Source organism: Mycobacterium sp. NGS69 (assembly GCF_059812165.1).
Genome location: NZ_JCALCD010000004.1, coordinates 19,719 through 45,413 on the forward strand (window position 1 = coordinate 19,719; position 25,695 = coordinate 45,413).

Below are 25,695 nucleotides of genomic sequence, written 5' to 3' on the forward strand. Positions count from 1 at the left end.
GAGTTGTGATTCTGCCCCCGGCGCCTTCTGTTCTTGGTCTCGGGCGGGTCACGGTACGGGCACGTTACCAGTAGCTCAGTCGCCGGCCATGGCCTCGCGAAGGGTCTTGGGGCGCAGGTCGGCCCAGTTGTCGTCGACGTAATCCAGGCACGCCGAGCGGCTCGCTTCGCCGAACACCGCGCGCCAGCCGGCCGGGATTTCGGCGAACGCGGGCCACAGGCTGTGCTGCTCCTCGCCGTTGATCAGCACATAGAAGGCGCCGTCGTCGTCATCGAAGGGGTTGGTGCTCATCGCTTCTCCTTGTCGTTCGTTGTGTGCCGGCGCCCGCTGAAACCACGGTGGCGCCCAGCACCCGGTCGGACAGCAATCCGAGGCAGCTCAGGTTGGGAAAGCCGGGACCCTGGGTGAGCCCGGACAGGTTGGGCAGGAACAACTTTGGGGTGACATCGGTGACGGCCAGGTCGTAGCCGATCGCTTCCTGCAGGCTCTCGGCGGTCAGCGGCCCACCCAACCCGAGTTCGAGCAGGTCCAGCGCGTCCTGGGCGAACAGCGAAGTGAACCACAGCGGGTCGGCGCCGGAGCCGTCGATGACCAGATCGAATCCGTGTACCGTCTCGAGGTTCTCGCTGCCCCGGTTGGTGGACAGGGTCAACCGGATCTGCCCGTCGCGGCCCACGGCGTGCGCGACCCGGCCGCGCAGGTGGTGGATGCGGTCGTCGGCCAGCAGCGCCTCCTGCACGTTGGCCGAGAACACCCCACGGTCGGTGCGCGCCAGCGCGTCGCGGCGCTCGTCGAGCGTCAGGTCGGTCCAGTCGGTGGGATCGGAAAACAGCGAGTTCTCGAAGAACCCCTCGCCGCGGGTGAACAGCGTGGCCTGCGGGGAGATGACGGTGATGCTCGAAACCCGGTGCCGGAACAGCTCGTTGAGCATCGACGCGGCCGTCTCGCCGCCACCGATCACCGCTACGCGCTCGGCGCTGATGCGGTCGTCGGCCGCGGCGCGGTCCCAGAACTGGGCGATCGACAGCACGCGCGGATTCCCGGGCAGCAACGACTTCTCGGCCTGGCCGGGGCCGGTGATCATCAGGGCGTCGGCGTGCACGGTGGTTTCGTGGGTCTGCAGGGCCCAGCGATCGCCGCTGACGGCGAGCCGCTCGACCTCGCCGTGCACCACGTCGAGGCCCACCTGGGCGGCCACCCAGCCCAGGTACTGGCTCCACCGGCGATGGGTCGGCGCCGGTCTGCCCCGGTCGATCCATTCGGCGAACGACGCGGTGGCGATCAGATACGACTGCCAGCTGTAGCGGGTCATCCGCTCGTCGAGTTCGGCGTTGCGCCGCGGCGCCATCGACGAGCGGTACGGGAACCCGACGTCTTTTTCCGGGCTGGTGCCCAGCCGGTGCGCGCCGTCGGTCCATCCGCCGCTGGCCTGCCAATTGGCCGCCACCCCGATGCGTTCGACCGCGACGACGTCGGGAACATCGACTCCCATGTCGCGCAGCACCGATGCCTTGGCCGCGACGGCCACCGCCTTGGCTCCGGCGCCAAGGACCGCAAGTGTGCTCATTCCGCCATCTCCCGCAGTGTCTGGGTCCAAAGTTCTTGCAGTTCTGTGATTTCCGCCTCGTCCAGAATGCTCGGCAGCGCCCGCCACTGGGTGGCCAGCACGCGAGCGGCGCCGGTGCCGAGGATGCCCGCCACCACGGTCAGTTCGTGGCGCACCGCTTGTTCGGGTTCGGGCACCCGGCCGACCTCCGCCATCAGCTCGCGGTCGAGCTCGAGGTCCCCGACGCCGACGTGGAGGTTGCCCAAATAATTGAGCAGCAGTTGAGGTTCGGGGAGCTCGCGCAGTCGCGTATCGGGCCGCAGGTAACGCAGCAGGCCGTAATCGACAGCGCTGCCGGGGATTCGGGCCAAGTCGGTGGCCCCGTCGGAGTGGATGCGCAACGGGTAGATCGCGCTGAGCAGCCCGACGGTGTCGCCGGTATCGGTGTCGGCCCCGAATTCCGTGCGGCCGTGGGTCTCCAGCGCCAACAGGGGTGCCGGGGTGTCCTGGCCGCGTCGCCGCCGCCACGCGGTCACGGTGCGCGCGGCCGCGGTGATCAGCAGTTCGCCCATCGGCTGTCCCGCCGCGAGCAGCCGCCCGGTGAGCTCGGTCCCGCAGGCCGAGACGCTGATCGACAGGTCGCCGGCGCGGTCGGTCCGCGGCCGCAGCCTGCGGGAGCCCAGCGGCGGATCGGCGCCCCGCAACTCCGCGGCCCAAAAGGCTTCGGTGTCCAGCGTTTTGGCCCGCTCCGCCAGCATCCGTGACCACTGCCGGTAGGTGGTGTGCTCGCGCGCCGGCGTGGGCTGACGCCCCGCGGCCAGGGCGTGCAGGCCGGCGTCGAGTTCGCCCAGCACGATGCGCCACGAGGCCGGGTCCATCGCCAGCACGTGCGCCGTCAGCACCAGCACCCCCGGCTGATGCGGCCGGCGCAGCCACACCGCGGACAGCAGCCGACCGGCCTGCGGGTCGAGGCTCTGCACCGTCTCGAGGACATGCTTGGCGACGTCGTTGGTCGGCTCGCCGCTGGCCCACGCCTCGCGCAGGATGTCGACCTCCGGTTGCGCGACAAGCGTCATCGCGTCGCGGTCGAGCCGGCAGCGCAACACCTCGTGCCCGCCGACGACCGCGCGCAGCAGCGCCTCCAGGTCGCCGCGGGTGATCGTGTCGGGCAGCCTGATGACTTCGGTCTGTGCGAGCCGTCGGGCGTCGCCGTGCTCGTAGAGCCAATGGGCGCCTGCCAACACCGGGATTGGTTCGCCGGACTCGGCCGCGCCGTCGGAGATCGGGTGGCGGGCCGCGTCGGAGTCGATCGCCGCGGCGAGTTCGCGGATGGTGTCGCACTCCACCATCGACCGGGCCCGCAGCGCGAGGCCGCGGCGGCGGGCGGCCTGCACCACCGACAGGGCCGAGATGCTGTCCAGGCCCAGGTCCAGAAAACCCGCGGTGACGTCGACGTCGGTGCCGCCCAAGACGTCGGCGAACGCCTGGGTCAGCGCCGCCTCGGTCGGCGTGTCAGGCGCGACGGCCGGACGGTCGGCGATATCGGTTGCCGCCAGTGCCTTTTCGTCGATCTTGCCGTGCGAGGTCAGCGGCAGCTCGTCCAGGACGACGATGTGATGGGGAACGAGGTGGCGCGGCAGCCGGTCGAGCAGCATCTTCCGCAGTTCGGCCGCTGCAGGCCGGTCGGGCCCGCCCGCCACATACGCGGTGAGCCGGGGCCCACTGGCGTGGTGATGAGCCATCACGTGGGCGCCCCGCACCCCGTCGTGGCCGCAGAGCACCGCCGCGATCTCGCCGGGCTCGACGCGGAATCCGCGGATCTTCAGCTGGGCGTCGCTGCGACCGAGGAACTCCAGGCCGCCGTCGGGCATGCGGCGCACCACGTCTCCGGTGCGGTACATCCGGGTGCCGCCGCCGTTCGGTTCGGCGACGAAACGCGTTGCGGTTTCGGCCGCCCGCCCCAGGTAGCCGCGGGTCAGCTGATCGCCCGCCAGGTACAACTCGCCGGCGGCGCCGTCGGGAACCGGCCGCAGCCAGGAGTCCAGTATGTAGGCGCGAGTGGTCCGGGTGGGACGGCCGATGGACGGCCGGGCGTGCTCGGCGATGGCCGCGACTACGGCCTCGACCGTGGTCTCGGTGGGTCCGTAGCAGTTGAAGGCGACCATCGCCGTTCGGGCGCATTCGGTTTGGATAGCGCGCCACGCGGCGACACCGAGGGCCTCGCCGCCGAGCGCGAGAACCGCCAGCGGCACCCGCCGCAGCAGTCCCGCATCGTGCAGCTGGCCGAACATCGACGGCGTGGTGTCGATCATGTCCAGGCCGAAGCGGTCGATCACGTCGACCAGCGTCTCGGCGTCACGCTGATGCTCGTCGGCGACGATGTGCACCGAGTGGCCATCGAGCAAGGCCGCCAACGGCTGCCACGCCGCGTCGAAGGTGAACGACCAGGCGTGCGCGATGCGCAGCGGTCGCCCCAAACGCGCGGCCGCCGGCGCAAGAACGCGCTCGATGTGGTCGTCGGCGTACGCCGCGAGCGCTCGGTGCGTACCGATGACGCCCTTCGGTGCGCCGGTGGTGCCCGAGGTGAAGACCGCGTAGGCCGCGTGGTCCGGCGGCACGGTCGCGGCCTGGTAATCGGCGTCCCCGGCAACGGAATCCGCGACGAATTCCTCGTCGACGACGATCGGGGCCGACGTCTGGCGCAGGATCTCGGCGACCCGCTCGTCCGGCATGCCCGGGTCCAGCGGCACGATCATGCCGCCGGCCTTGAGGACGGCCAGCATCGAGGCGACATAGCCGGGACCCCGCGACAGCAGGATCGCCACCGGGGTCTCGCTGCCCACGCCCGCCCGCTGCAGCGCGGTGGCCAGCCGGTCGGCGAACGCATCGAGCTCGCGGTAGGTCAGCCGCCCGTCGGCCCAGCTGACCGCGGGCGAATCGGGTTGCGCCGCGGCGATTTCGGCGAACCGGTCGTGCACCGCGACCGCCGGCGCCTCCGGCAGGTCCGCGGCGGCCGAATCGCGTTCGCCGTCGAGCAGGACGTCGACCTCGCGCAGTGGCCGGTCCCACTTGTCCACCAATCGTTGCACCACCGTCAGCAGCCGCCCGCCGAGGTCTTCGGGTGCCATCGCGCCCAGCGCACCGTCGAGCACCTCGACCAGTACCGTGAGCCCGCCGGCGCTCGGGTGGGCGGCGATGGTTACGGGGAAGTGCGACACGCTCTCCAGCGCCACCGGGCGGAACGTCGCTCCGTTTGCGACGAATTCGGTCGCCCCCACGACCTCGCCGGGTGGGAAGTTTTCGTACACCAGCAGGGTGTCGAACATCTCGCCGACACCGGCGATCGCACGCAGTTCGGCGTGCCCCAGGTAGCTGTGGTCGCGCAGCGCGGCGGATTCGCGTTGCAGCGTAAGGCATTGCGTCCCGGCCGCTTGGCGGGGATCCAGCCGTACCCGCAACGGCACGGTGTTGATGAACATGCCGACCATCGTCTCGACGCCCGGAAGTTCGCCCGGCCTGCCGGACACCGTCACCCCGAACGTCACATCGTCGCGGTCGGTTAACACCGACAGTATTGTCGCCCAAGCCATTTGGACCAACGTGTTGAGAGTGACGCCGCGGGTCCGGGCGGCCTCGGTCAGCGCGGCGGCGGACTCGGGATCGAGGCGCAGCGTGGTGCGGCGCGGTATGCCCGCCGGTGGCGGGGTGGCGGTCAGCGCCGGGGAGAGCAGGGTGGGCCCGTCCGTGCCTTGGAGATGCTCGGCCCACAGGGCGCGGCTGGCCGCCTGGTCTCGGGTGGCCAGCCAGCCGATGTAGTCGCGGTACGGCCGCGGCGGTGGCGGCAACGCGGCGGCGTCTCCCCCCGCGCGATACAGGGCGAGCAGTTCGGACACCAGAAGTGGCAGCGACCACCCGTCGATGACGATGTGGTGCGCCACGATGACCAGATGCCAGCGTTGCTCCGGCAATTCGATGAGCAGGAACCGGATCAGCGGACCCCGGCCCACGTCGAAACGGCGTTGGCGCTCTTCGGCTTCCAGCGCCTCGACCCCGCCGGGCTCGGCGCGCACGCAGCGCCAGGGCACTTCGGCGCTGCTGGGCACCACCTGGACGGGCCGGCTCAGGTCGCCGTGGATGAAGCTTGCCCGCAGATTAGGGTGCCGGATCAGCAGTGCCGCGGCGCACTCGCGCAACAACGCGACGTCGAGCGGGCCCACCACGTCGGCGGCCATCGCGATGACATACGGGTCCGCGCCCGACCCCTCCTCGGCGGTTAGCGTCGCCATCGAGAACAGCCCCTGCTGCAGGGGGCTGAGCGCCATCACATCCTCGATGGCCGGCCGCGGGTCGGCTCGGGTCACGGCCGATCACCCCATGACGAGGTCAGTGCGGCCAGCTCCTCGGCGGAAAGTCCCGAGGCGCTCATCGGTGCGTGGGAGCCGCCGTTCTCGGGTTCGATTTCGGCTGCCGACTTGTCGTCCAGGGCGGCGGCGAGCTCATGAAGCACGGGATGTTCGAAGATCATCCGCGGGGTCAGCGGCATTCCGCCGTCGCGGGCCCGCGCGGCGGCCCGCACGGCGAGGATGCTGTCCCCACCAAGATTGAAAAATTCGTCGTGGCGCCCGATTTCGCCGGCTTCGAGCAGGTCGGCGAAGATCGCCGCGAGCGCGCGCTCGGTCGCGGTGCCGGGCGGTTCGGCCGGATCGGCGACAGCCGCCGCCGGCGCGGGTCCCTCGATGTCGGTGACCAATTCGAGTTGACCGTCGTCGGTCCACACGCCGCGCTCGCCGCTGCGGTACAGCCTCGAACCGGGTTGGGCGGCAAACGGATCGGCGACGAAGCGGGTCGCGGTCAGCGATGCCCGCGCCAGCCGGCCGATGACCGCCGGACCGCCACCGTAGTAGACGTCGCCCACCACCCCGACCGGGACGGGGCTCAGCCAGGCGTCCAGCAGGTATACCCGCGCCGCGCCGTCGCCCGCGTCGGACCGGGCCAGAATGCGCTGTCGTTCTTGCGCACCGGCGATCTCGACGTCGCGCAACCGTTGATCGGGACGTTCGGCGAACGCCTCGATGACCCGGACCAGCCACCCGGCGAACCGTTCCGCGGTGCCGCGCCGGTACAGCTCGGGGCGATAGATGATGTGGCCTCGGTAGCCGTCGTCGGACGCGAAGAAGTTGACCGACATGTCGGCGTGCGCCACGTCGAATTCCGGCTCCAGCGCGGTGAAGGTGGTGTCGCCGTCCGGTCCGCTGTCGATCACTTGATCTCGTGGTAACTGTTCGCGAACGTGCACCACCACGTCGAAAAGCGGGTTGCGCGACAGCGACCGGGCGGGCCTGACGGCGTCCACCACCTGATCGAACGGCAGGTCCTGGTGTGCGTACGCGGCCAGTGCCATGTCCCTGGTCCGCGTCAGCAGCTCGCGCAGTGTGGGGTTGCCGCGCAGGTCATTCCGCAGCACCACGATGTTGATGAAAAAGCCGATCAGGCGATCCAAATCGGATTCGTTGCGACCGGCGACCGGGGTGCCGAGTGGGACGTCCGGGCCGCCGCCGGCCTCGTGCAGCACCACCGCGACGGCGGCCTGCAAGAGCATGAACTCGGTGATGCCGAGCTCACGAGTCAGGGCGGTCAGCTTGGCGCGGGTCGCCGCCCCGAAACCGAATTCGACGGCAGCACCGGCGCCGGTGGGCGCGAGCGGCCGCGGGAAGTCCGGGCGCAGACCGTTTTCACCCGCCAGTCCCTCGAGTTGTCGGGTCCAGTAGTCGCGCTGCGGTCCGGCGATGCCGGCGCTGTCCTCCAGCAGCGCCACCTGCCACGCGGCGTAATCGGCGTATTGCAAGGGCAGCGCTTCCCACTCGGGCGCATGGCCGCCGCTGCGGGCCCGGTAGGCGGTGAGCAGGTCGGTGAACAACACTCCGGCAGACCAGTGATCGCCGGCGATGTGGTGCAGCACCACCGACAGGACGTTGCGCTCCGGCGTGCTCAGCACCGCCGCCCGGATCGGCGGGTCGGTCTCCAGGTCGAAGACGTGGCGCCGCTCGGTATCCAATTGGGCCCCAAGCCATTCCTCGTCGGGCCCGTCGGCGCGGCGCACCGGAACCTCGGCGGGCGGGTGGACGATCTGATGGGGGACGCCGTCGATCTCGCGGTAAGTGGTGCGCAAGATCTCGTGCCGCGCCACGACGTCGGTGACGGCCGCCGCCAGTGCGTCGGTGTCGCAGGGGCCCCGCAACGCCGCCGCGAACGGAATGTTGTTGACGGCGTTGGGCCCGTCGAATCGATAGGTGAACCAGCTTCGCAGCTGCGACGACGACAGCCGCACCGGCCCGCTGTGGTTCAGCGCCATCAGCCGTGGCCGCGCCGACGCCTGCTCCGCGGCGTCGATATGCGCGGCGAGCCGCGACACCGTTGCCAGTTCGAAAACCTCGCGCACGCCGATGTCGACGCCGAACGCGTTGCGGACCGCCGCCACCAGCTTCGTCGCGAGCAGCGAGTGTCCGCCCAGGTCGAAGAACGAATCGTCGGCGCCGACCCGGTCGCGGTCGAGCAGCTCGGCGAACAGTCCAGCGACGCGCCGCTCGGTCTCCGATCCCGGCTCGCGGAACTCCGCGCCGGAACTCACCTCCGGGGTTGGCAGCGCGGCCCGGTCGATCTTGCCGTGCGCGGTGATCGGAATCTCGTCGAGCACAACGTATGCCGCCGGCACCATGTACTCGGGCAGCGCCGCGGCGACGCGGGCCCGGATGCGGTCGAGGTCGACCTCGGACGCTCCCGCGGCGGGCGTCACGTAGCCAACCAGACTCTTGCCTAGCCCCGGCAGGTCGCTGACCACCACTACCGCCTGCCCGACCGTCGGATCGACCGAGATGGCCGCCGCGACGTCGCCCAGTTCGATCCGGAAGCCGCGGATCTTGACCTGTTCGTCGGCGCGACCGACGAACTCGACGTCGCCGTCGGCGTTGCGGCGCGCCAGGTCCCCGGTTCGGTACATGCGCGCGCCGGGATTGAACGGGTCGGCGACGAACCGCTCGGCGGTCAGCCGGGCACGGCGATGGTACCCATGCGCCAGATGCGTTCCACCGAGGTAGATCTCGCCGATCACGCCGACCGGCACGGGTCGCAGCGAACCGTCGAGCAGGTGCATCGTGGTGTTGATCTTGGGCCGGCCGATGGGCACGATGCGGGTGCCTTGCGGGCCCTCGACCTTGAACCGGCTGGCGTTGATCACGGTCTCGGTCGGGCCGTAGAAGTTGTGCAGCAACGCGTCGAACGTGGCGTGGAACTTATCCGCCACCTCGCCGGGCAGCGGCTCGCCGCCGATGGGCACCCGTTGCAGCGTCCGCCACTGGTTGACGCCGGGCAGCGACAGGAACAAGCCGAGCAGGGAGGGCACGAAATGCATTGCGGTGATTCCCTCGTCGCGCAACAGTGCGGTGAGATAGCCGATGTCGTTGAGCCCCCCGGGCCTTGGGATCACCATGCGCGACCCGCAGGCCAGCGTGCCGAAGATCTCGGCGATCGACACGTCGAAGCTCGGGGAGGCGACCTGCAGCAGCCGGTCGGTGTGGTCGACGCCGTACTCGCCCTTGAACCAGACGAAGTATTCGGCGACCGGGCGGTGCGGCACCGCAACGCCTTTGGGCAGTCCGGTGGTGCCCGACGTGTAGATCAGATACGCGGTGTTTTCCGGGCGCAACGGCCGCACCCGGTCCGCGTCGGTGGGGTCGTCGGCGCCGTACGCGGCCAGGTCGGCCACCGGCTCGCGCAGCACCAGCTTCGCGTCGCAGTCGTCGAGGATGAACCGCAGCCGGTCCGGCGGGTAGGTGGGGTCCACGGGCACGTACACCGCACCGGCCTTGGCGATGCCGACCGCGGTGACGACCAGGTCCGGCGACTTGTCGAGCAGCACGGCGACACGGTCCTCGCTGCCTATGCCCCGGCCGATCAGCCAGTGCGCCAACCGGTTTGCGGCCTCGTTGATGTCGCGGTAGGTGTACCGGCGGCCTTCGTAGACGACGGCGATGGCGTCCGGGGTCCGCGCGGCCTGCTCGGACACCAGGTCGGCGAGGGTTTTGGGGGTGGTCTCGAACACCTCGCCGTGCGACACCTCGCGCAGCCAGGCGGCGTCGGCCTCGTCCAGCAGCGCCAGCCCGGCCAACGGCCTGTCCGGTTCGGCCAGGGCGTCGTCCAGCAGCACGGCGAAGTGATGCAGCATCTGGCGAGCCAGCGCGGGTTCGAGGATCTCCAGCAGGTGTTCGGCCTCGACCAGCACACCGCCGCTCTCGAATTCGACCATGAAACCCAGTGGCAGCTGGGTGAGGTTGCTGCGCGGGCCGTAACGCTCGCACTCGGCGCCGGCCGGGCGGAATCCGCCGCCGTCGGGCTCGCGCAAGCCGAAGCTGACCCGGGTCATCCGTTCGGCGCCGTGTCGGCGATCGGGGTTCAGTTCGCGCACGGCGCGGTCGAGGCCGACGCGTTGGTGCGCGAATGCCCCGGTGGCGATGTCGCGCGTCGACTTCAGCAGCTCGCGGAAGGTCATCGCCGGCCGCGGTCGCAGGCGCATCGCCACCGTGTTGCCGAAATATCCGATGGTGTCGTCGGTTCCGGCCCCGCGATTCAGCACCGGGGCAGCCACGAGGAAGTCGTCGCTGTGGGTGTAGCGATGTATGAGGGCACCGAATGCGGCGAGCAGCACCATGTATGGGGTACAGCCGGTCTCGCGGGCCATCGCGGTCACCCGTTGCGCGATGTCGCCGGACAGCCGCAGTTCGCCGCGGGCGGCCCGCCAGTTGGTCGGCATGGCCGTCCCGGCCGGGCCGGGGAGCTCCAGGGGCTCCGGCGGGTCGGCCATGACGGCACGCCAGTAGTCGAGGTCGGCGTCGGTGGTGTCGGGCACTGACTGCGCCGCCGGCGGGGTGGTGTGGCGGTCGGGCGCCAACTCGGCGCCCTGGTACGCATTGGTGAGGTCGGCGAAGAACGGCCGCCACGAGCCGTCGTCCCAAGCGATGTGGTGGGCCACCAACAGCAGGACGTGTTCGCCGGGCGCGGTGCGCACGGCGGTGATCCGCAGCGGCGCGTCGGTGGAAAGGTCGAAGGGCGTGGAGAATTCGCGCTGGGCCAGCACCTCGAGCCGGAGGCGGCGCGCGTGGTCCGACAGATCGGTCAGGTCGTGCTGGGCCCAGCCCGGGCGCAGATCGTCGTGCACCGTCGGCCGGGGGCTGCCATCGTCACCGACGGCGTAGGTGGTCCGCAGGATCGGGTGCCGGCGGCTGACCGCGTCGACGGCGTCGCGCAGCCGGGCGAGATCGACGTCGCCGGTGATCCGATAGGAGACGCAGACGTTGAGCAGCGCGCCGCCGGGGTCGGCCAGCTGGACGAACCACATCCGGGCCTGGCCGTCGGAGAGTCGGTCGTCGGCGGGGGCCGGCTCGTCGGAACCGCCGGCGCCGGACGAGAGGCCGCGGGCGGCGAGACGGCGACGCAGCAGTTCCAGGCGGGCCGCATCGTGCCGGGCGCCGCGGTCGGCGATGTCAGTCACGCGAAACGTCCACCTTCTGTGTTTGTGCGGAGCGCTCGTCGGCGCCCTCGAGTTGTTCGACAAGTTCGGCGCCGGTGATCTCGCCCATCAGCGTCGCCAGGGACACCGTCCGGCCGATCGTCCGGTTGAGGCGCCTGCGCAGGTCCAGCGCCAGCATCGAATCGATGCCGAGATCGAAAAGGGATGCCGCGAGGTTCAATTCGCTCGACCGCTCGATCCCGAGCACGGCCGCCAATTGGTTGCGCACCGCATCGACGACCGGAACCGCGCCGGCGGCGGGGGGCGCGGCGACCTCCGTGGGGCGGTGGCGCGCTTCGGACCGCCCGCCGCCCAGGAAGATCCGCAGCCGGGCCGTGTCGGCCGAGAACACCAGCGGGTCGTCTTGCCAGTCGCGCAGGCTCGCCTGGATCGCGTCGCGCGGCGTCATCGGGCGCAGCCCGGAACGCTCGATGTTTTCCATCTCGGCCGCATCGACGATGCCCCGGCCCGATTCGCCGCCGTTCGACGGTTGCCACAGGCCCCATCTGACCGCCACGCAGTGCCGGCCCGCGGCGCGCAGCTCGGCGGCCATCACGTCCAGCAGCCGGTTGGCCGCCGAGTAGGCGGCGTGTCCGCGCCCGCCCCACAGCCCGGATAGCGACGAGCACAACAGCATTCGCGCTTTCGCGCGGACCGGCCACAGCTCGGCGAGGTGGGCCAGGCCGCCGACCTTGGCGGCGACGGCGTCGGCGAACGCGGCCCCCGTCAGCCCATCAGGGCCGCCGAATCCGGCGCTGCCCGCCGCGTGCACGATCAACGTCGCGCCGGCGGCGCCGTACTGCGCTGCGGTGAGCGTCAATTGGGCCGGATCGGTGATGTCGCACCGGGCGGACACCAGCTCGGTGCCGAATTCGGCCGCCAACGCCCTTAGCCGCTCGGGATCCGCCGAGCGGCGACTCAGCAGGACGATGCGCCGCGCCCCACGCTCGGCGAGATAGCGGGCGTAGTGCAGGCCGATGGCGCCGGCACCACCGGTGATGACGACGTCGTCGAGCACCCCGGAATCCAGCGGCCACTGCGCGGCGGCAGGTGCCACGCGGAACGAGCGCTCGAACACGGCGTCCCCGCGCAGCGCGACTTCGCCGGCGCCGGACAGCACCGCGTCGACGGCGGCGGAGCAGGCGGCGGGCGTCAGGTCCCACGACGGCAGGTCCAGGTGGGTGAAAGTCAGTTCGGGGTGGTCGAATCCGGCGCTGCGATGCATCGCGGCCAGCCCCGCGTGGGCGGCCGACGGCGGCGCATCGTGGGGGTAGACGCGCTCGGCGGCGACGGTGAGCAGGCAGACCGTGCGGCAGCGGGGGCCCAACGCGTTCGCGTAGTCGAGCAGGCCGGCCCCGGCCAGGCCGGTGAGGGCCTCGGCGGCCCGGTACGCGCCCGCGGAGTCGAAGACCGGCGCGATCACCGCGACGATGTCCGCGTCCCGCGGTGCGCTGAGGTAGGTGGCCGGGTGGGACTCGATCGCCGCGCGCAGCGGTTGGGCCAGCGGGCCTTCGGCCCCGACCTCGATCACCGCGAGCCGCGCCGGTGGTCCCGCGACCCGTGCGGGCGGCGCCGCCCGCTCCCAGTGCTCCAGCATGATGTCGGGCGCCGGGACCGGTCCGGACCCGGCCGGCAGCGGCGCCGGGTGTGCCCACATCGGGATCGCGCGCATCGGCGCGTTCGGGAACCCCTGCAGGCCAGCGTCGCCGACGGTCGGGCCGTCCAGGTAGTCCGCCCAGGTGTAGCCCGGGTCGGCCACCGCCGCGGTGACGATGTTCGCCGACAGCGCCTCGAGCACCGGCTCGTCGCGGTGAGCCGAGCCGACCAGCACCGCCGGGCCGTCCGGCAGGTCGGCCTCGAAGATCTGGCCAATCGTGAACAACAGCGCCGGGTGCGCCGACAACTCGATGAACGACCCGGCGCCGCACCGGATTGCCGACGCGAACGCGCGGTCCAGTCGCACCGTGTTGCGCAGGTTCGCATACCAGTAATCGCCGAAGGGCTCGTCGGGCGCCACCACGTCGCCGGTGGCGCCGCCGATGAATTGCACGGGGGCGTCAGCGAATTCGGCGACGGGCAACCGCGCCGCGAATTCGTCGCGGAGCGGCTCGAGCACACTGGTGTGCCCGGGGAAGCCCGCGGTGATCTCGCGGGCGAACCGACCGCTGGAGCGAACCGTGTCGGCGATCGCCCGCACCGCGTCTCGTTCGCCCGACACCGCCACGGTGGAACCGGAGTGCACGACCGACAGCTCGACCCAGCCGTCAGTCGCCGCGATCAGGGTGCCGGCCGCGTCGGCGCCAACGCCCAGCGTGGCCATCGCGTAGCGGTCCGGAAGGCGGTCCACCACGCCGGCCCGGGCCGCGACGACGGCGACGGCGTCGGCCAGGGTGATGGTGCCGGCGACGAAGGCCGCGGCGACCTCGCCGAGGCTCTGGCCGATGGTGAGGTCGGGAAGCACGCCGCACGACCGCCAGACCTCCGCCAGCGCCACCGCATGGACGAATTGCGCGCCCTGCACCTCGATTTCGGGGAAGGACCGCGCGTCGTCCACCGCCGTCAGGTAGCGCAGGGGCGACGCGTGCCCCGCGGCCTCGAACGCCGCGACGCAAACATCGGCCGCCGCCCGGTAGGCCGGGAGCTCCCGGTACGCGACGGCACCCAGGCCCGGCCAATGGACACCCTGACCGGGAACTACGAACGCCTGCCGCGGGGCCGATTCCAGCTCCGACCGGGCGACCAGCGGATGCTCGCGCCCCGCGGCCAGCGCACGGAGCCCGCCGATGAGCTCCGGCCGATCCGCGGCGCGCAGCACCGCACGGTGTCGGCGCACCCGTCGGGTCCCGCGCAGCTGGCGGCCCACCTGGGCGACGGTCGTTTCCGGACGGCGCTCCAGGTAGCCGGCGATCGCGCGGGCGTCCGCGGAAAGGAGTTCGTCGGCGTGCGCGCTGAGGAGCACCGGGACGCGCCCGTCGGGCAGTCGTTTGAGGGGCATCAGGCGCGCCCGTTATCCGGCATCGAGACGATCAGATGCGTGTTGGTGCCGCTCATCCCGAACGCGGACACCGCCGCGGTTCGCCACCCGTCGACGGCCCGCCACGGGGTCAGCTTGTCGGCCAATCGCAAACCCTGGCCCTCCCAGTCGATTTCGTGACTGGGCTCGTCGACGTGCAGGGTCGGAGGCACGGCGGCGTGTTCGGCGGACAGGATCACCTTGGCGAGGCCCAAAGCGCCCGCGGCTGCTTGGGCATGACCGATGTTGGACTTGACCGAGCCCAGGAGCGGTCCCCGCCCTGGCGGCGCGGTGCCGTAACTGGCCGCCAACGAACGCAGTTCCGTCAGGTCGCCGAGCCGGGTCCCGGTGGCGTGCCCTTCGACCATCCCGACGTCCACGGGCTCGACGCCGGCCTGCGCGATGGCGCGCCGAAACAGTCGCAGTTGCGCGTCGCCGCTGGGCGCCATCAGCCCGTTGCTGCGTCCGTCGGAGTTCAGGCAGCTGGCGCGCACCTCCGCGAGGATGCGGCGCCCGTCGGCCACCGCGCGGGACCGGCGCTGAAGCACGAACATGGCCGCGCCCTCCGCCCAGACGGTTCCGCTGGCGAGCGCGCTGTACGGACGACAATGCCCGTCGTCGGACAGCGCGTGTTTCGAGGAGAACTCGACGAAATAGCCCGGGGTGCCCATCACGCAGACGGCACCGGCGAGCGCGAGGTCGCAGTCGCCGGCCCGGATCGCGTGCACCGCGGTGTGAAACGCGGCGAGCGCCGACGAGCAGGCGGTGTCTATCGTGAGCGCCGGCCCGGCCAGGTCGAGCGTGTAGGCAATGCGCCCCGAGATCACGCCCAGCGACGTCCCGGTGATCAGATGCCCGCTGTGGTGGGAGAACTCGGAAAGGGCGGGGCCGTATTCCAGCGCGGAGGCGCCGACGTAACAGCCCACCTCGTGGCCGGCCAGGTCGTCGGGGTTGATGCCGCTGTTCTCCACGCTGCGCCACGCGACACGCAGCCCGACCCGCTGCTGGGGGTCCATGGCCGTCGCTTCCCGTCGTGAGATGCCGAAGAACTCCGGGTCGAATGTCGTTGCGCTGGAGAGGAAGCCGCCCAGGTCGTGGATCGGTTTGAAGCCGTCCCGCCGGGACCCGTCGAACAGCTCGCGAAGCTCCCAGCCCCGATCTGTGGGGAACGGGCCGAGCGCCTCCCGCTGTTCGGACAGCAGGGCCCAGAAATCGTCCGCGGTTTCGACCCCGCCGGGCGCCTCGAGCGCGAACCCGACTACGACGACTGGGTCGTTATCGGTCATCGGCGCTCACCATCCGGGCCACCGCGTCGAGGTGATCGTCGAGGTAGAAGTGGCCGCCCTCGAATTCCGTCACGGTGAATCGGCCAGCCGTGTGGGTTTCCCAGTGGGCCAGGGTTTCCCGGCTGATCCGGTGGTCGCGATCGCCACCGACCGCGTGGATGTCGGCGGCGATGCGCACGTCCGGCCCGCACGAGTAGGTGTTCAGGGCTTTGTAGTCGGCCTGCACCGCTTGCACCAGGAGCTCGACGAATTCCTCGTCGTCCAGCAGTTCCGGATCGGTGCCGCCGAGATCGATCATGTCCGCCAGCACGCCGCCGGCGGTGGTCGGCAGCGGCCCGTACGCTTCGACCGTCGACGGGGCCTGCCCGGCGGAGGCCCACAGGACGCGCACCGGGACCCCGTTGCGTTCGGCGATCCGGGCGAATTCGAACGCGACCACGGCACCCATGCAATGGCCGAACAGGGTCAACGGAGCCGCCGAGCTCCAGTCGCCGGCCTCGAACAACTCGAGCGCCAGCGCATCGATGCTCTCGGCGGCCGGGTGATTCCGCCGGTCGGCCCGCTGCGGGTACTGCACCACGAAGGCGTCGAGATCGTTGGCCGACAACGCTTTAGCCAGCGACCGGTAGGCCGCGGCGGCGCCGCCGGCGTGTGGGAAGACGACCACCGAGCCCCGCGCGGTGCCGGTGGTGAACCGCTTCACCCATGGCTGGAACTCCCGTCGCGCGGGCCGCGTGTCGAGCGCGGACAACACGTCGACGCTCGACATGTCCGCGATCTCCAGGTACACGTCGGCCACCTGCTCGAGTCGTTCGGCGTCGGCTTCCCGGCCGGTCAGCAGCTGGGCCAGCGTGGCGACGGTGCGGGCGGCGAAGACGTCGGCGACCATCAGGCTCGGCGAGTCGAGCCACTGGCGGATGCCGACGACGGCCTGCGTGGCAAGCACGGAATCGCCACCGAGGGAGAAGAAGTCGTCGTGCACGCCCACCGCGTCGTGTTCACGGTCCAGGAGGTCGGCGATGATGTGGCGCAGCGCCCGCTCGAGTTGCGTCCGCGGGCCCTGGTAGGGGGCGGACGCGTCGCCGGCGTCGACCGCCGCCGCCAGCTGGCGGCCGACCGCGCGCCGGTCGATCTTGCCGCCGTCGGTGAAGGGGATGCGGTCGGTCAGCGATATGTGTTGCGGAACCATGTGTGCGGGAACGAGATCGGCGAGCCGCTCGCGGATCCGCGCTGCGGTCAAGGCGGCCTCGTCGAGCCGGACGGCCGCGGCCAGCACGTCGGTGCCACCGGAGCCGGGCACCAGGGCGGCCACGGCCGCGCGCACGCCGGGCACCCGGCGCAGCGCCGCCTCGATCTCGCCGAGCTCGACGCGGTATCCGCTGACCTTGATCCGGTGATCGGCGCGGCCGACGAACTCGAGGGTGCCGTCCGGCCAGTAGCGCGCCAGATCGCCGGTGCGGTACCAGGTTCGGCCGTCGTGGACGACGAAGCGCTCGGCGGTGAGCTCGGGGCGTCCGCGATAGCCCCGGGCGATGCCGCGTCCGGACACCCATAGCTCACCGGCCACCCAGTCGGGGCAGTCGGCGCCGCCGTCGCCGACGACGCGGCAGGCGATGTTGGGGAACGGCGTGCCGTAGGGCACCGCGGTCCAGTCCTCGGGCATGGCGGCGTCCACCTCGAAAATGGTTGCGTGGACCGCGGTCTCGGTGGCGCCACCCAGCCCGGCGAAGCGCACGCGCGGCGCCTGGGCCTGCAGCCGGCGGGCCAGGCCGGGGCGCACCCAGTCGCCGCCGGTGGCCACCACCCGCAGCGACGACAGGCTGCCCGTCTCGACCTCGACCAGCATCTCCAGCCAGCCGGGCAGGAAGTTCAGCACCGTGACCCGGTGGGTGTCGATGAGCCGGGCCCACGCATCGGGATCGCGTCGCTGCGCCTCGTCGACCACGACGATCGCGCCGCCGGCCCGCAGCGTCGCGAAGATGTCGAGCACCGACAGATCGCATTCCAGCGCCGAGAGGGCCAGGCAGCGATCCGCCGCGCCGATATCGAAGTGGCGGGTCAGGAATTCGACCGTGTTCATGGCGGCGTCGTGGGTCAGCTCGACGCCCTTGGGCTCCCCGGTCGAGCCCGACGTGAACAACACGTAGGCGAGCTCGGCGGGATCGGTTCTGGCGGGAGTGAATTCGGCGGCCGACGGCGCCGCGCCCAGCACGTCCGCGATCACCAGCGCGGGCACCGGCACCGACGGCGGCCGCCCGCCGCACACCAGCGCCAGCCGCACGCCACCGGTTTGCAGGATGCGCTCCGCGCGGTCGCGTGGTTGGTCGACGCCGATCGGCAGGTACACAGCGCCGGCGGCCAGGATGCCCAGCAGCGCCGGCAGCTGTTCCGCGGTCTTCGGACCCATCACCGCGACGGTGTCGCCGGCGCCCACTCCGGCCGCCCGCAACGCCGCCGCCAGCGCCAGCGCCTGCTCGCGCAGCCGCGCATACGTGAGATCACCGGAGCTCGCGAACACCGCGGGCGCGTCGGGTTGTTCCTCGGCCCGCCGGAAAAATCCGTCGTGCAGGGCTTCCCCGCTCGGCGCGGAGCTGCGGCCGTTGACCGCCTCGCGTACCGCGCGTTGCGCGTCCGGCAGCGCGGCCGGCGCGGCCGCGTCCCAGGCGTCGTCGCTGGACGCGAGCCGCAGCAGTTCGTCGATGTGGTGGGCGAACATCGCGTCGATGACGCCCGGCGCGAACACGCCGTCGCGCACGTCCCAGTTCACCAGCACCCCGCCGTCGAACTCGGTGACCTGAGCGTCCAGCAGCACCTGCGGGCCCTGGGAAATGATCCATGTGGGTGCGCCGAATTGCGTTGTGACGTCGGCGCTGAACAGCTCGCCGAGGCCCAGCGCGCTGGTGAAGACCACCGGCGCCAGGACCTGGGTGCCGCGGTGGCGGCTGAGGTCGCGCAACACCGACAGCCCGGAATAGGAGGAATGGGCGGCGGCGGTCCGCATCGCCTCCTGCACCGCGCGGCCCCGCGCCGCCGGGGTGTCGGCGCCCGCCAGGTCGACGTCGAGCAGCAGCGACGACGTGAAGTCGCCGACCAACTTCTCGACATCGGGATGCAGGGCCTGGCGCCCGAACAGCGGCACGTTCAGCAGGAACCGCGGCGAGGACCAGCGGGCCAGCGCGTCGGCGAAGGCCGCGGCCAGTGCCATCGCCGGGGTAATGCCCCGGGCCCGGGCGCGGGCGAACAGCGCGTCGCGGGTTGCCGGGTCCAGCCAATGCCAGCGGCGGGTGCTGGTGCGCGAGTCCCGCCCGCCGGTCGACGGCGGCGCCGGCGGGTCCGGCAGCCGCGGGATCCGCTGGGCCCACCAATCCCGGTCGGCGTCGCGCCGCGGCTGGGGTTGCGCCTCGTCGCGCGCGACGGCCCGGCGGTATTCGCGGTAGGTGTAACCCAATTCGGGCAGGTCCCGCCCGAGGTAGAGCGCGGCCAGGTCGGCCATCAGGGTGCGGTAGCTCATCGCGTCAGCTGCCTGCATGTCCAGGTCGACGTGCAGGCGGGAGCGCCCGCCGGGCAGCAGCGTCAACGCGAGCTCGAATACCGCGCCGTCAAGCTGCTGGTGCGATTTGGCCTCGCGGAGGGCCACCAGCCGCGGCTCGACCGGGTCCCGTTGGTCGCGCAGGTCCTGGACCGTGACGGGGAAGTCCCCGCATTCGTCGGCCGCGGCGATGCGTTGCGTGCCGTCGGGCAGGAAGCGCACCCGCAGCATCGGATGACGAAGCGCCAGCCGGTTGGCCGCCGCCCGCAGGCGGTCGGGGTCGATCGGGCCGCCGTCGAACTCGACGTACAGGTGCCCGGCCACGCCGCCGAACTGCTGGTTGTCCTGGCGGCCGACCCACATCGCGTGCTGCATCGGGGCCAGCGGAAAGGGCTCGCCCTCTCCGGACGGCTCGGCGTCGACGGGCGGGGCCGGTTCATCGGCGACGGGCGGTCCGGCCGTTACCAGCTCGGACCAGGCCTCGATCGTCGGCGCCGCGGCCAGGGCGGCGAAATCGACGGCGATGCCCTGGCGGCGCCAGCGACCGGCGAGCGTCATCATCCGGATGGAGTCCAGGCCCTGCCCGATGAGGTTGCCAGCTGGGTGGATCGCGTCGGCGGGGACGCCGAGCAGCTCGGCGACCTCCGCGCGGATGTCCTCCGAGCACGCCGGGGCACGCACCACGAAATCCTCCCTGGAATTAGCAAAGGCTGCCCTAAGTTGTTTGGTTACCCTATCCTCATCCCTGCGCCGCCCGCTACCACCCCCCGAGCCGAGGAGACAGATGGTCCCGAACACAACGCGGCCTGCGGCGGGCGTGGAGGGATTCGTGCCGTTCCCGGCCGGCCGGGCCGCGGCCTATCGCGCGGCGGGCTACTGGACGGGACGAACCCTGGACACGATCCTCACCGACGCGGCGCGGCGCTGGCCGAACCGGACCGCCGTCATCGACGCCGGAGCGGACGCCGGGTTCAGCTACGCCGAACTCGACGAGCGGGCCAACCGCGCGGCGATCGGGCTGCGCCGGCTCGGCGTAGCGCCAGGCGACCGGGTCCTGCTGCAGCTGCCGAACGGCCGCGAGTTCGCCGCGGCGCTGTTCGGGCTCGTGCGGGCCGGGGCGATTCCGGTGATGTGCCTTCCCGGCCACCGGGCCGCCGAATTGGGCCACTTCGCCGCGGTCAGCGCGGCGACGGCTCTCGTGATACCCAGCGCCGCAAACGGTTTCGACTACCCGGCGATGGCGCGCGAGCTCGTCGAGCAGCACCCGGCGCTCGGGCATGTGATCGTCGACGGCGACCCCGGGGAGTTCACGGCGTGGGCGCGGCTATGCGAACAGGACGCCGTCGATCCGCCGGCCCCGGCGTCCGACCCGGGAATGCCTGCCCTGCTGCTGGTTTCGGGCGGCACCACCGGCACCCCCAAGCTGATCCCCCGCACCCACGACGACTACGTGTTCAACGCGACCGCCAGCGCCGAGGTCTGCCGGCTCACCGCGGACGACGTCTATCTCGCGGTGCTGCCCGCGGGCCACAACTTCCCGCTGGCCTGCCCCGGCCTGCTGGGCGCCATGTCCGTCGGCGCCACGACGGTGTTCGGCACCGATCCCAGCCCGGAGGCCGCCTTTGCCGCCATCGCGCGCCACCGCGTGACCGTGACGGCCCTGGTGCCGGCGCTCGCCAAGCTGTGGGCCCAGGCCTGTGAGTGGGAGCCGGTGACCCCGAAGTCGTTGCGGCTCCTGCAGATTGGTGGGGCGCGACTGGAGCCGGCCGAGGCGCGCCTGGTGCGCGCCACGCTGACCCCGGGCGTGCAGCAGGTGTTCGGCATGGCGGAGGGGTTGTTGAGCTACACCCGCCTGGACGATCCGCCGGAGATCGTCGAGAACACCCAGGGCCGGCCGCTGTGCGCGGCCGACGAACTGCGCATCGTCGACGGGGCCGGCCAACCGGTGGCACCGGGCGAAGAGGGCGAGCTGCTGGTGCGCGGGCCGTACACCCTCAACGGCTACTTCCGCGCCGAACGCGACAACGAGCGCTGCTTCGATCCCGACGGCTTCTACCGCAGCGGCGATCTCGTCCGCCGCAGGGACGACGGCTACCTGGTGGTCACCGGCCGGATCAAGGACGTCATCTGCCGCGCCGGGGAGACGATCGCGGCGGCCGACCTCGAAGAGCACATGCTGGGCCATCCCGCGATCCGTTCGGCCGCGGCGGTTCCGCTGCCCGACCCTTATCTGGGTGAAAAGATCTGCGCCGCAGTCGTTTTCGCCCACCAACCGTTGACCCTCGCCGAGCTCAACGCCCACCTCGACGCGCGCGGCGTGGCCGCCCACGCGCGTCCCGACATGCTGGTCGGGATGGCGGCGCTGCCCACCACCCCGATCGGCAAGATCGACAAGAAGGCGATCGCGCGGCAGCTCGGCGGACAGTAAGCGCCTCTCGCCGGCCGCGGTCAGCGGCCGCTGAGCGTCAGCGTCCCTTCGGTTTTGAGGACCTTGTTGGCGGTGATCCGCTCGGTCTTGCGGGCCTCGCGCTCGAGATAGCGCTGCTTGGATTCGTCGAATTTGTCGCTGGCCACCTCGAGTTCCTTGATCAGCACCCCGAGATCGTCGCGCATGCGCGCGGCCTCGCCGGTGAAATCCTCGCGCTCGAAGATCCGCCATTTCTTCAACACCGGCATGACCACCTCGTCGAGATGGATGCGCGGGTCGTAGACGCCACCGACCGCGATGATCACTGCCTTGCGCCGAAACTCCGGCACGGTGAACCCGGGCATCTTGAAGTTGCGCAGGATCCGGTGCACCGAGCGCATCGCCTGGTTGGGCGCGATGTCCAGACCGGCGGCGCTGACGTCCCGGTAGAAGATCATGTGCAGGTTCTCGTCGTGCGACACCTGGGCCATCAACTGTTCCGCGATCGTGTCGTTGGCGGCTTTGCCGGTGTTGCGGTGCGAGACGCGGGTGGCCAACTCCTGAAACGACACGTACATGACCGAGTCGAAGAGGCTCTCAGCGAACATGTCGCCCTGGTGGTTCTGGCCGGGACTGAAGCCTCGGGTCATTTGCTCCAGGCGAAGCTTCTCCAGCTCGACCGGGTCGACCGCGCGCGTGACGACCAGGTAGTCGCGCAGCGCCGTGCTGTGCCTGTTCTCCTCGGCGGTCCAGCGGTTCACCCATTGGCCCCAGGGGCCGTCCATGGTGAAGTTCATCGCGATCTCGCGGTGATACGACGGCAGATTGTCCTCAGTCAACAGGTTTTGCACCATCGCAACCTGCGCCACATCGGACAGCCGGCTCTGTCCCGGCTCCCAGTCCTGGCCGTCCAGCGCGTAGAAGTTCTTGCCGTCCGACCACGGAATGTAGTCGTGCGGGTTCCATTCCTTGAACAGCGACAGGTGGCGGTCGAGCAGCTTCTCGACCACGGGTTCGAGCTCGCGAAGTAACTGCAGGTTGGTCAAGGCATCGGACACGGAGCCCTCCCAGTTATGTGTTTCGATCAGTAACACTGAATTTACGTGTGTCAGCCAGTTACACCAAGATGACACGCCGGGAGGAGCCGAAATAGGGCCGAAAGTCCCATGGGAGGGAGAGCTGCCGCACAACTGCGGCGCGGCAAGGGCGATCCGCCTTACCGCCGCAGGTCGGGCGCTATTGCCGGGCGATCAGGTACGGCGCGAGCGTCGACAGCTTTTCGCAGGTCTCCTCGAACTCGCGCTCGGGCTCGGACTCTTCGATGATGCCCGCGCCGGCGCGCAACCACGTCCTGCCGTCGCATTCGTAGGCCGCGCGCAGCGTCAGCGCCGCGTCCAGGCCGCCGTCCGCCGAAACCATCATGACCGCACCGGAATAGAGGCCGCGCGGCCCTTCGTCCAGGCGCAGGATGGCCTCGACGCCGGCCGCCTTCGGGATGCCCGACGCCGTGACGGCCGGAAAAAGCGCCTCCAGCGCATCCATCCGGTCCCTCGACGCGTGCAGGCGGGCGCTGACCGTCGAGCCGAGGTGCTGCACGCTCCCTCGCTCCCGCACCGTCATGAAATCACTGACCACCGAGGTCCCCGGCTCGGCGATCTCGGTCACCTCCTGCAGCGAGCTGCGTACCGAGATGGCATGTTCGACAATCTCTTTGGAGTTCGACTCCAGCTCGTCCCGGGCCTGACGGTCATGCGCCGCGCCACGACCGAGCGCGCGCGTCCCGGCCAGCGGCTCGGTCACCACCGTCCCGTCGTGGTGCACGGCCGCAACGAGCTCGGGGCTGTAGCCCACGGCGCGCATGCCGCCGAGCCGCAACAAGAAGGACCTCACCGGCGTGTTGTGCCGACGGCCCAGCCGGTAGGTGGACGGGAAGTCAAGCGGGAAAGGCACTTCGACGCAGCGCGACAAGATCACCTTGTGGTACTCGCCCTCGGCGATCTCACGGACGGCGGCCGCGACTCGAGTGCGGTAGCCCGACGGATCGTCGCTCAGGTCGATGGAGCGGGCGTTCGGCAGGCTCCCGGCGCCGTCGCTCAACAGTTCGCGCACCGCGTCGACGTGGGCGACGTCGGCCCCGTCAAGATGAACCGCCTCCCGGTTCACCACGATGCGGGTACGGGGCCAAAAAACCCGGGCCAACGGAGTGTGCGGCGCCAGGCGCTGCTGCAGCCCGTAGCGGTAGACGCCGAACTCGAAGGCGACCCAGCCGAAAAGCTGGTCGGTTTCCAGCAGCAGCCGGTCGATGGCTTCACCCAGCACGGGTCCCGGCCGCGCGGACCATTGTTGCCGCTGCGTGGTGCCGTCGCGGATCACCCGCAGCTCGTCGCTGTCCAGCTCGATCATCGCGCGGACACCGCTGGCCAGGACCCATTGCCCGTCGCGCTCATAGAGGAGGTACTCCTCGCCCGAGTGCTCGGGCAGCGTGGCGGCCAGCCGAGCCGCCAGGTCGGCCGGGTGGGTGTCGGGAGGCAACGGAATCGGTGACGTGGTGCCGGCGGAACTCGTCTCGACGCTGACATCGGTCACGGTTAGTAAATGTAGCCTAACCTATCTAACGCGGCGCAACCCCTCCCCTACGGAGGCCGAAAGGCGCCGCTCGGCGCCGCCACGCCCATCCCCACAGTCAATCCCCAGAAAAGTCACAGAGGATTCACGCCGAGCGGCCCACACCTGCCCCTACCAGCACCGCTGTGACCACTGGCTTTTGGCAGAATCCGCGATTGCGTTTCGCTGACGTTAAACGCGGGATGCCCGGCGATTTCTGAGTGGCGGGCCCCGTAAGGGCGGGGCTAAATTTTTGCACGATCATCGGGATGTTCGTGGTGACCCCCTTGCGGACGGTGCTTTCCCTGATCACCTGATCACTGAAGAGAGGCACCAAATGCTGCAGGAGTTTTGGCAAAACTTCACCCACAACCTGTTCAAGCCGCTGCTGTTGTTCTTCTACTTCGGGTTCCTGATCCCGATCCTCAAGGTGCGGTTCGAGTTCCCGTACGTCATCTATCAGGGCCTGACGATGTATCTGCTGCTGGCCATCGGTTGGCACGGCGGTGAGGAGCTCGCCAAGATCAACGCCTCGAGCATCGGGGTCATCGTGGGATTCATGGTGCTGGGCTTCGTGCTGAACTTCCTGATCGGCGCGATCGCCTACGCGTTGATGGGCTGGCTGACCTCCCTGAGAAAGGTTGACCGTGCAACGGTCGCCGGTTACTACGGATCGGATTCGGCCGGAACGTTTGCCACCTGCGTGGCCGTCCTCGCCGCCGTCGGCATCGCGTTCAACCCCTACATGCCAGTCATGCTGGCCGTCATGGAGATTCCCGGCTGCCTGGTAGCGCTGTACTTCGTGGCGCTGCTGCGCCACCGGGGCATGGACGCGGCGGGAAACATGCCGGACGAGCCCGGGTACACCCCACCGGTCAAGGTCGGCATCGGGCCCGGAACGGCGGCAAAGCCGCCGCACGGCCAGAGCCTCGAGGCGGAGCATGAGCGCGCCGTCGAGCAGGAGCTGGAGCTCGCAATGGAAAAGCTGGAGCATCCGAACTGGGAGCCCGACCAGAGCCCAGCGATAGGCAAGGCCAAGAGGATGCCCCTGTTCTCCCGTGAACTCCTGCAGGAGGTGTTCCTGAACCCCGGGCTCGTCCTCCTCTTCGGTGGCATCGCGATCGGGCTTATCAGTGGGTTGCAGGGACAGAAGGTCGTCGCGGACGACGACAAATTCTTCGTAATGGCATTCCAAGGCGTGCTGTGTCTGTTCCTGCTCGAGATGGGCATGACGGCCTCCCGCAAGTTGAAAGACCTTCGAACGGCGGGCCCCGGTTTCATCGCATTCGCCCTCTTGGCACCAAATATCTTTGCGCCGCTGGGGATTATCGTCGCCCACACCTACGCATCGCTCACCCACGCCGATTTCAAGCCGGGAACCTACGTGTTGTTCGCCGTGCTCTGCGGCGCGGCGTCGTACATCGCCGTTCCGGCCGTGCAGCGGCTGGCCATCCCCGAGGCCAGTCCGACCCTGCCGCTAGCGGCATCGCTGGGTCTGACCTTTTCCTACAACGTGACCATCGGAATCCCGCTCTACATCGAGCTCAACCGCCTGATCGCGCACTGGTTCTAAATCTCGGAAGGGCCGACGGCTGAGCGCAGGACCGGGCCCGCATCACCGCGCCTGTGGTGCCCGGGCTGTGATGCAATCCTGCGCCGCCCGGGATCGTGCGAACCGACGAAAAACCTTAACTACGCTTGGCCGGCCGGATGGTAAGACACCCCGCGGTTGACGGGATGTTTCCACG

The 25,695-nt window shown here is 70.5% G+C and carries 11 protein-coding genes; 2 read left to right on the forward strand and 9 right to left on the reverse strand.

Going from position 1 to position 25,695, the window contains the following annotated elements; all coding sequences use genetic code 11:
• Window positions 1-75: 75 nt before the first annotated feature.
• From AC5Y2S_RS13030 to AC5Y2S_RS13060, 7 genes are read right to left on the reverse strand one after another with little or no spacing between them, the layout of a single operon-like run.
• A complete protein-coding gene (locus AC5Y2S_RS13030; protein WP_499907286.1) occupies window positions 76-291 on the reverse strand; it encodes an MbtH family protein in 216 nt (71 codons plus the stop codon).
• The gene (gene mbtG / locus AC5Y2S_RS13035) at window positions 269-1,567 is read right to left on the reverse strand and encodes an NADPH-dependent L-lysine N(6)-monooxygenase MbtG (RefSeq protein WP_499956560.1); all 1,299 of its coding nucleotides are present in this window, start codon (window positions 1,565-1,567) and stop codon (window positions 269-271) included. Before mbtG ends, AC5Y2S_RS13030 begins: the two co-directional genes overlap by 23 nt.
• Window positions 1,564-5,907, reverse strand: coding sequence for an amino acid adenylation domain-containing protein (locus AC5Y2S_RS13040; protein WP_499956561.1), 4,344 nt, complete (start codon window positions 5,905-5,907; stop codon window positions 1,564-1,566). Before AC5Y2S_RS13040 ends, mbtG begins: the two co-directional genes overlap by 4 nt.
• On the reverse strand, window positions 5,904-11,090 hold the full coding sequence (locus AC5Y2S_RS13045; protein ID WP_499956562.1) for an amino acid adenylation domain-containing protein: 5,187 nt from the start codon (window positions 11,088-11,090) through the stop codon (window positions 5,904-5,906). The genes AC5Y2S_RS13040 and AC5Y2S_RS13045 overlap by 4 nt, the downstream gene beginning before the upstream one ends.
• A complete protein-coding gene (gene mbtD, locus AC5Y2S_RS13050) occupies window positions 11,083-14,103 on the reverse strand; it encodes a mycobactin polyketide synthase MbtD (protein WP_499956563.1) in 3,021 nt (1,006 codons plus the stop codon). The genes AC5Y2S_RS13045 and mbtD overlap by 8 nt, the downstream gene beginning before the upstream one ends.
• Window positions 14,103-15,407 (reverse strand): beta-ketoacyl [acyl carrier protein] synthase domain-containing protein, encoded by a 1,305-nt coding sequence (locus tag AC5Y2S_RS13055; protein WP_499956564.1) that lies wholly within the window; start codon window positions 15,405-15,407, stop codon window positions 14,103-14,105. Before AC5Y2S_RS13055 ends, mbtD begins: the two co-directional genes overlap by 1 nt.
• A complete protein-coding gene (locus AC5Y2S_RS13060; protein ID WP_499956565.1) occupies window positions 15,397-19,620 on the reverse strand; it encodes a non-ribosomal peptide synthetase in 4,224 nt (1,407 codons plus the stop codon). The genes AC5Y2S_RS13055 and AC5Y2S_RS13060 overlap by 11 nt, the downstream gene beginning before the upstream one ends.
• Window positions 19,621-19,720: 100 nt before the next feature.
• Between AC5Y2S_RS13060 and AC5Y2S_RS13065 the strand changes: the two genes are divergently transcribed.
• Window positions 19,721-21,364 carry a (2,3-dihydroxybenzoyl)adenylate synthase gene (locus AC5Y2S_RS13065; RefSeq protein ID WP_499956566.1) on the forward strand — a complete coding sequence of 548 codons (1,644 nt, stop codon included), beginning with the start codon at window positions 19,721-19,723 and terminating at the stop codon, window positions 21,362-21,364.
• Window positions 21,365-21,384: 20 nt separating this feature from the next.
• Here the strand turns inward: AC5Y2S_RS13065 and AC5Y2S_RS13070 are convergent, their stop codons facing one another.
• The gene (locus AC5Y2S_RS13070; RefSeq protein WP_499956567.1) at window positions 21,385-22,401 is read right to left on the reverse strand and encodes an acyl-ACP desaturase; all 1,017 of its coding nucleotides are present in this window, start codon (window positions 22,399-22,401) and stop codon (window positions 21,385-21,387) included.
• 178 nt (window positions 22,402-22,579) lie between these two features.
• The gene (locus AC5Y2S_RS13075) at window positions 22,580-23,929 is read right to left on the reverse strand and encodes a salicylate synthase (RefSeq protein ID WP_499956568.1); all 1,350 of its coding nucleotides are present in this window, start codon (window positions 23,927-23,929) and stop codon (window positions 22,580-22,582) included.
• 355 nt (window positions 23,930-24,284) lie between these two features.
• Here AC5Y2S_RS13075 and AC5Y2S_RS13080 point away from each other — a divergent pair, with 355 nt between their 5' ends.
• Window positions 24,285-25,520 carry a sodium-dependent bicarbonate transport family permease gene (locus AC5Y2S_RS13080; protein WP_499957037.1) on the forward strand — a complete coding sequence of 412 codons (1,236 nt, stop codon included), beginning with the start codon at window positions 24,285-24,287 and terminating at the stop codon, window positions 25,518-25,520.
• Window positions 25,521-25,695 lie beyond the last annotated feature (175 nt).

Bases quoted from the DNA above. Each gene is read 5' to 3' on its own strand.
- AC5Y2S_RS13030 (WP_499907286.1), bottom strand. From the start codon at position 291: ATGAGCACCAACCCCTTCGATGACGACGACGGCGCCTTCTATGTGCTG.
- mbtD (WP_499956563.1), bottom strand. From the start codon at position 14,103: ATGCCCCTCAAACGACTGCCCGACGGGCGCGTCCCGGTGCTCCTCAGC.
- AC5Y2S_RS13055 (WP_499956564.1), bottom strand. From the start codon at position 15,407: ATGACCGATAACGACCCAGTCGTCGTAGTCGGGTTCGCGCTCGAGGCG.
- AC5Y2S_RS13065 (WP_499956566.1), top strand. From the start codon at position 19,721: ATGGTCCCGAACACAACGCGGCCTGCGGCGGGCGTGGAGGGATTCGTG.
- AC5Y2S_RS13080 (WP_499957037.1), top strand. From the start codon at position 24,285: ATGCTGCAGGAGTTTTGGCAAAACTTCACCCACAACCTGTTCAAGCCG.
- mbtG (WP_499956560.1), bottom strand. From the start codon at position 1,567: ATGAGCACACTTGCGGTCCTTGGCGCCGGAGCCAAGGCGGTGGCCGTC.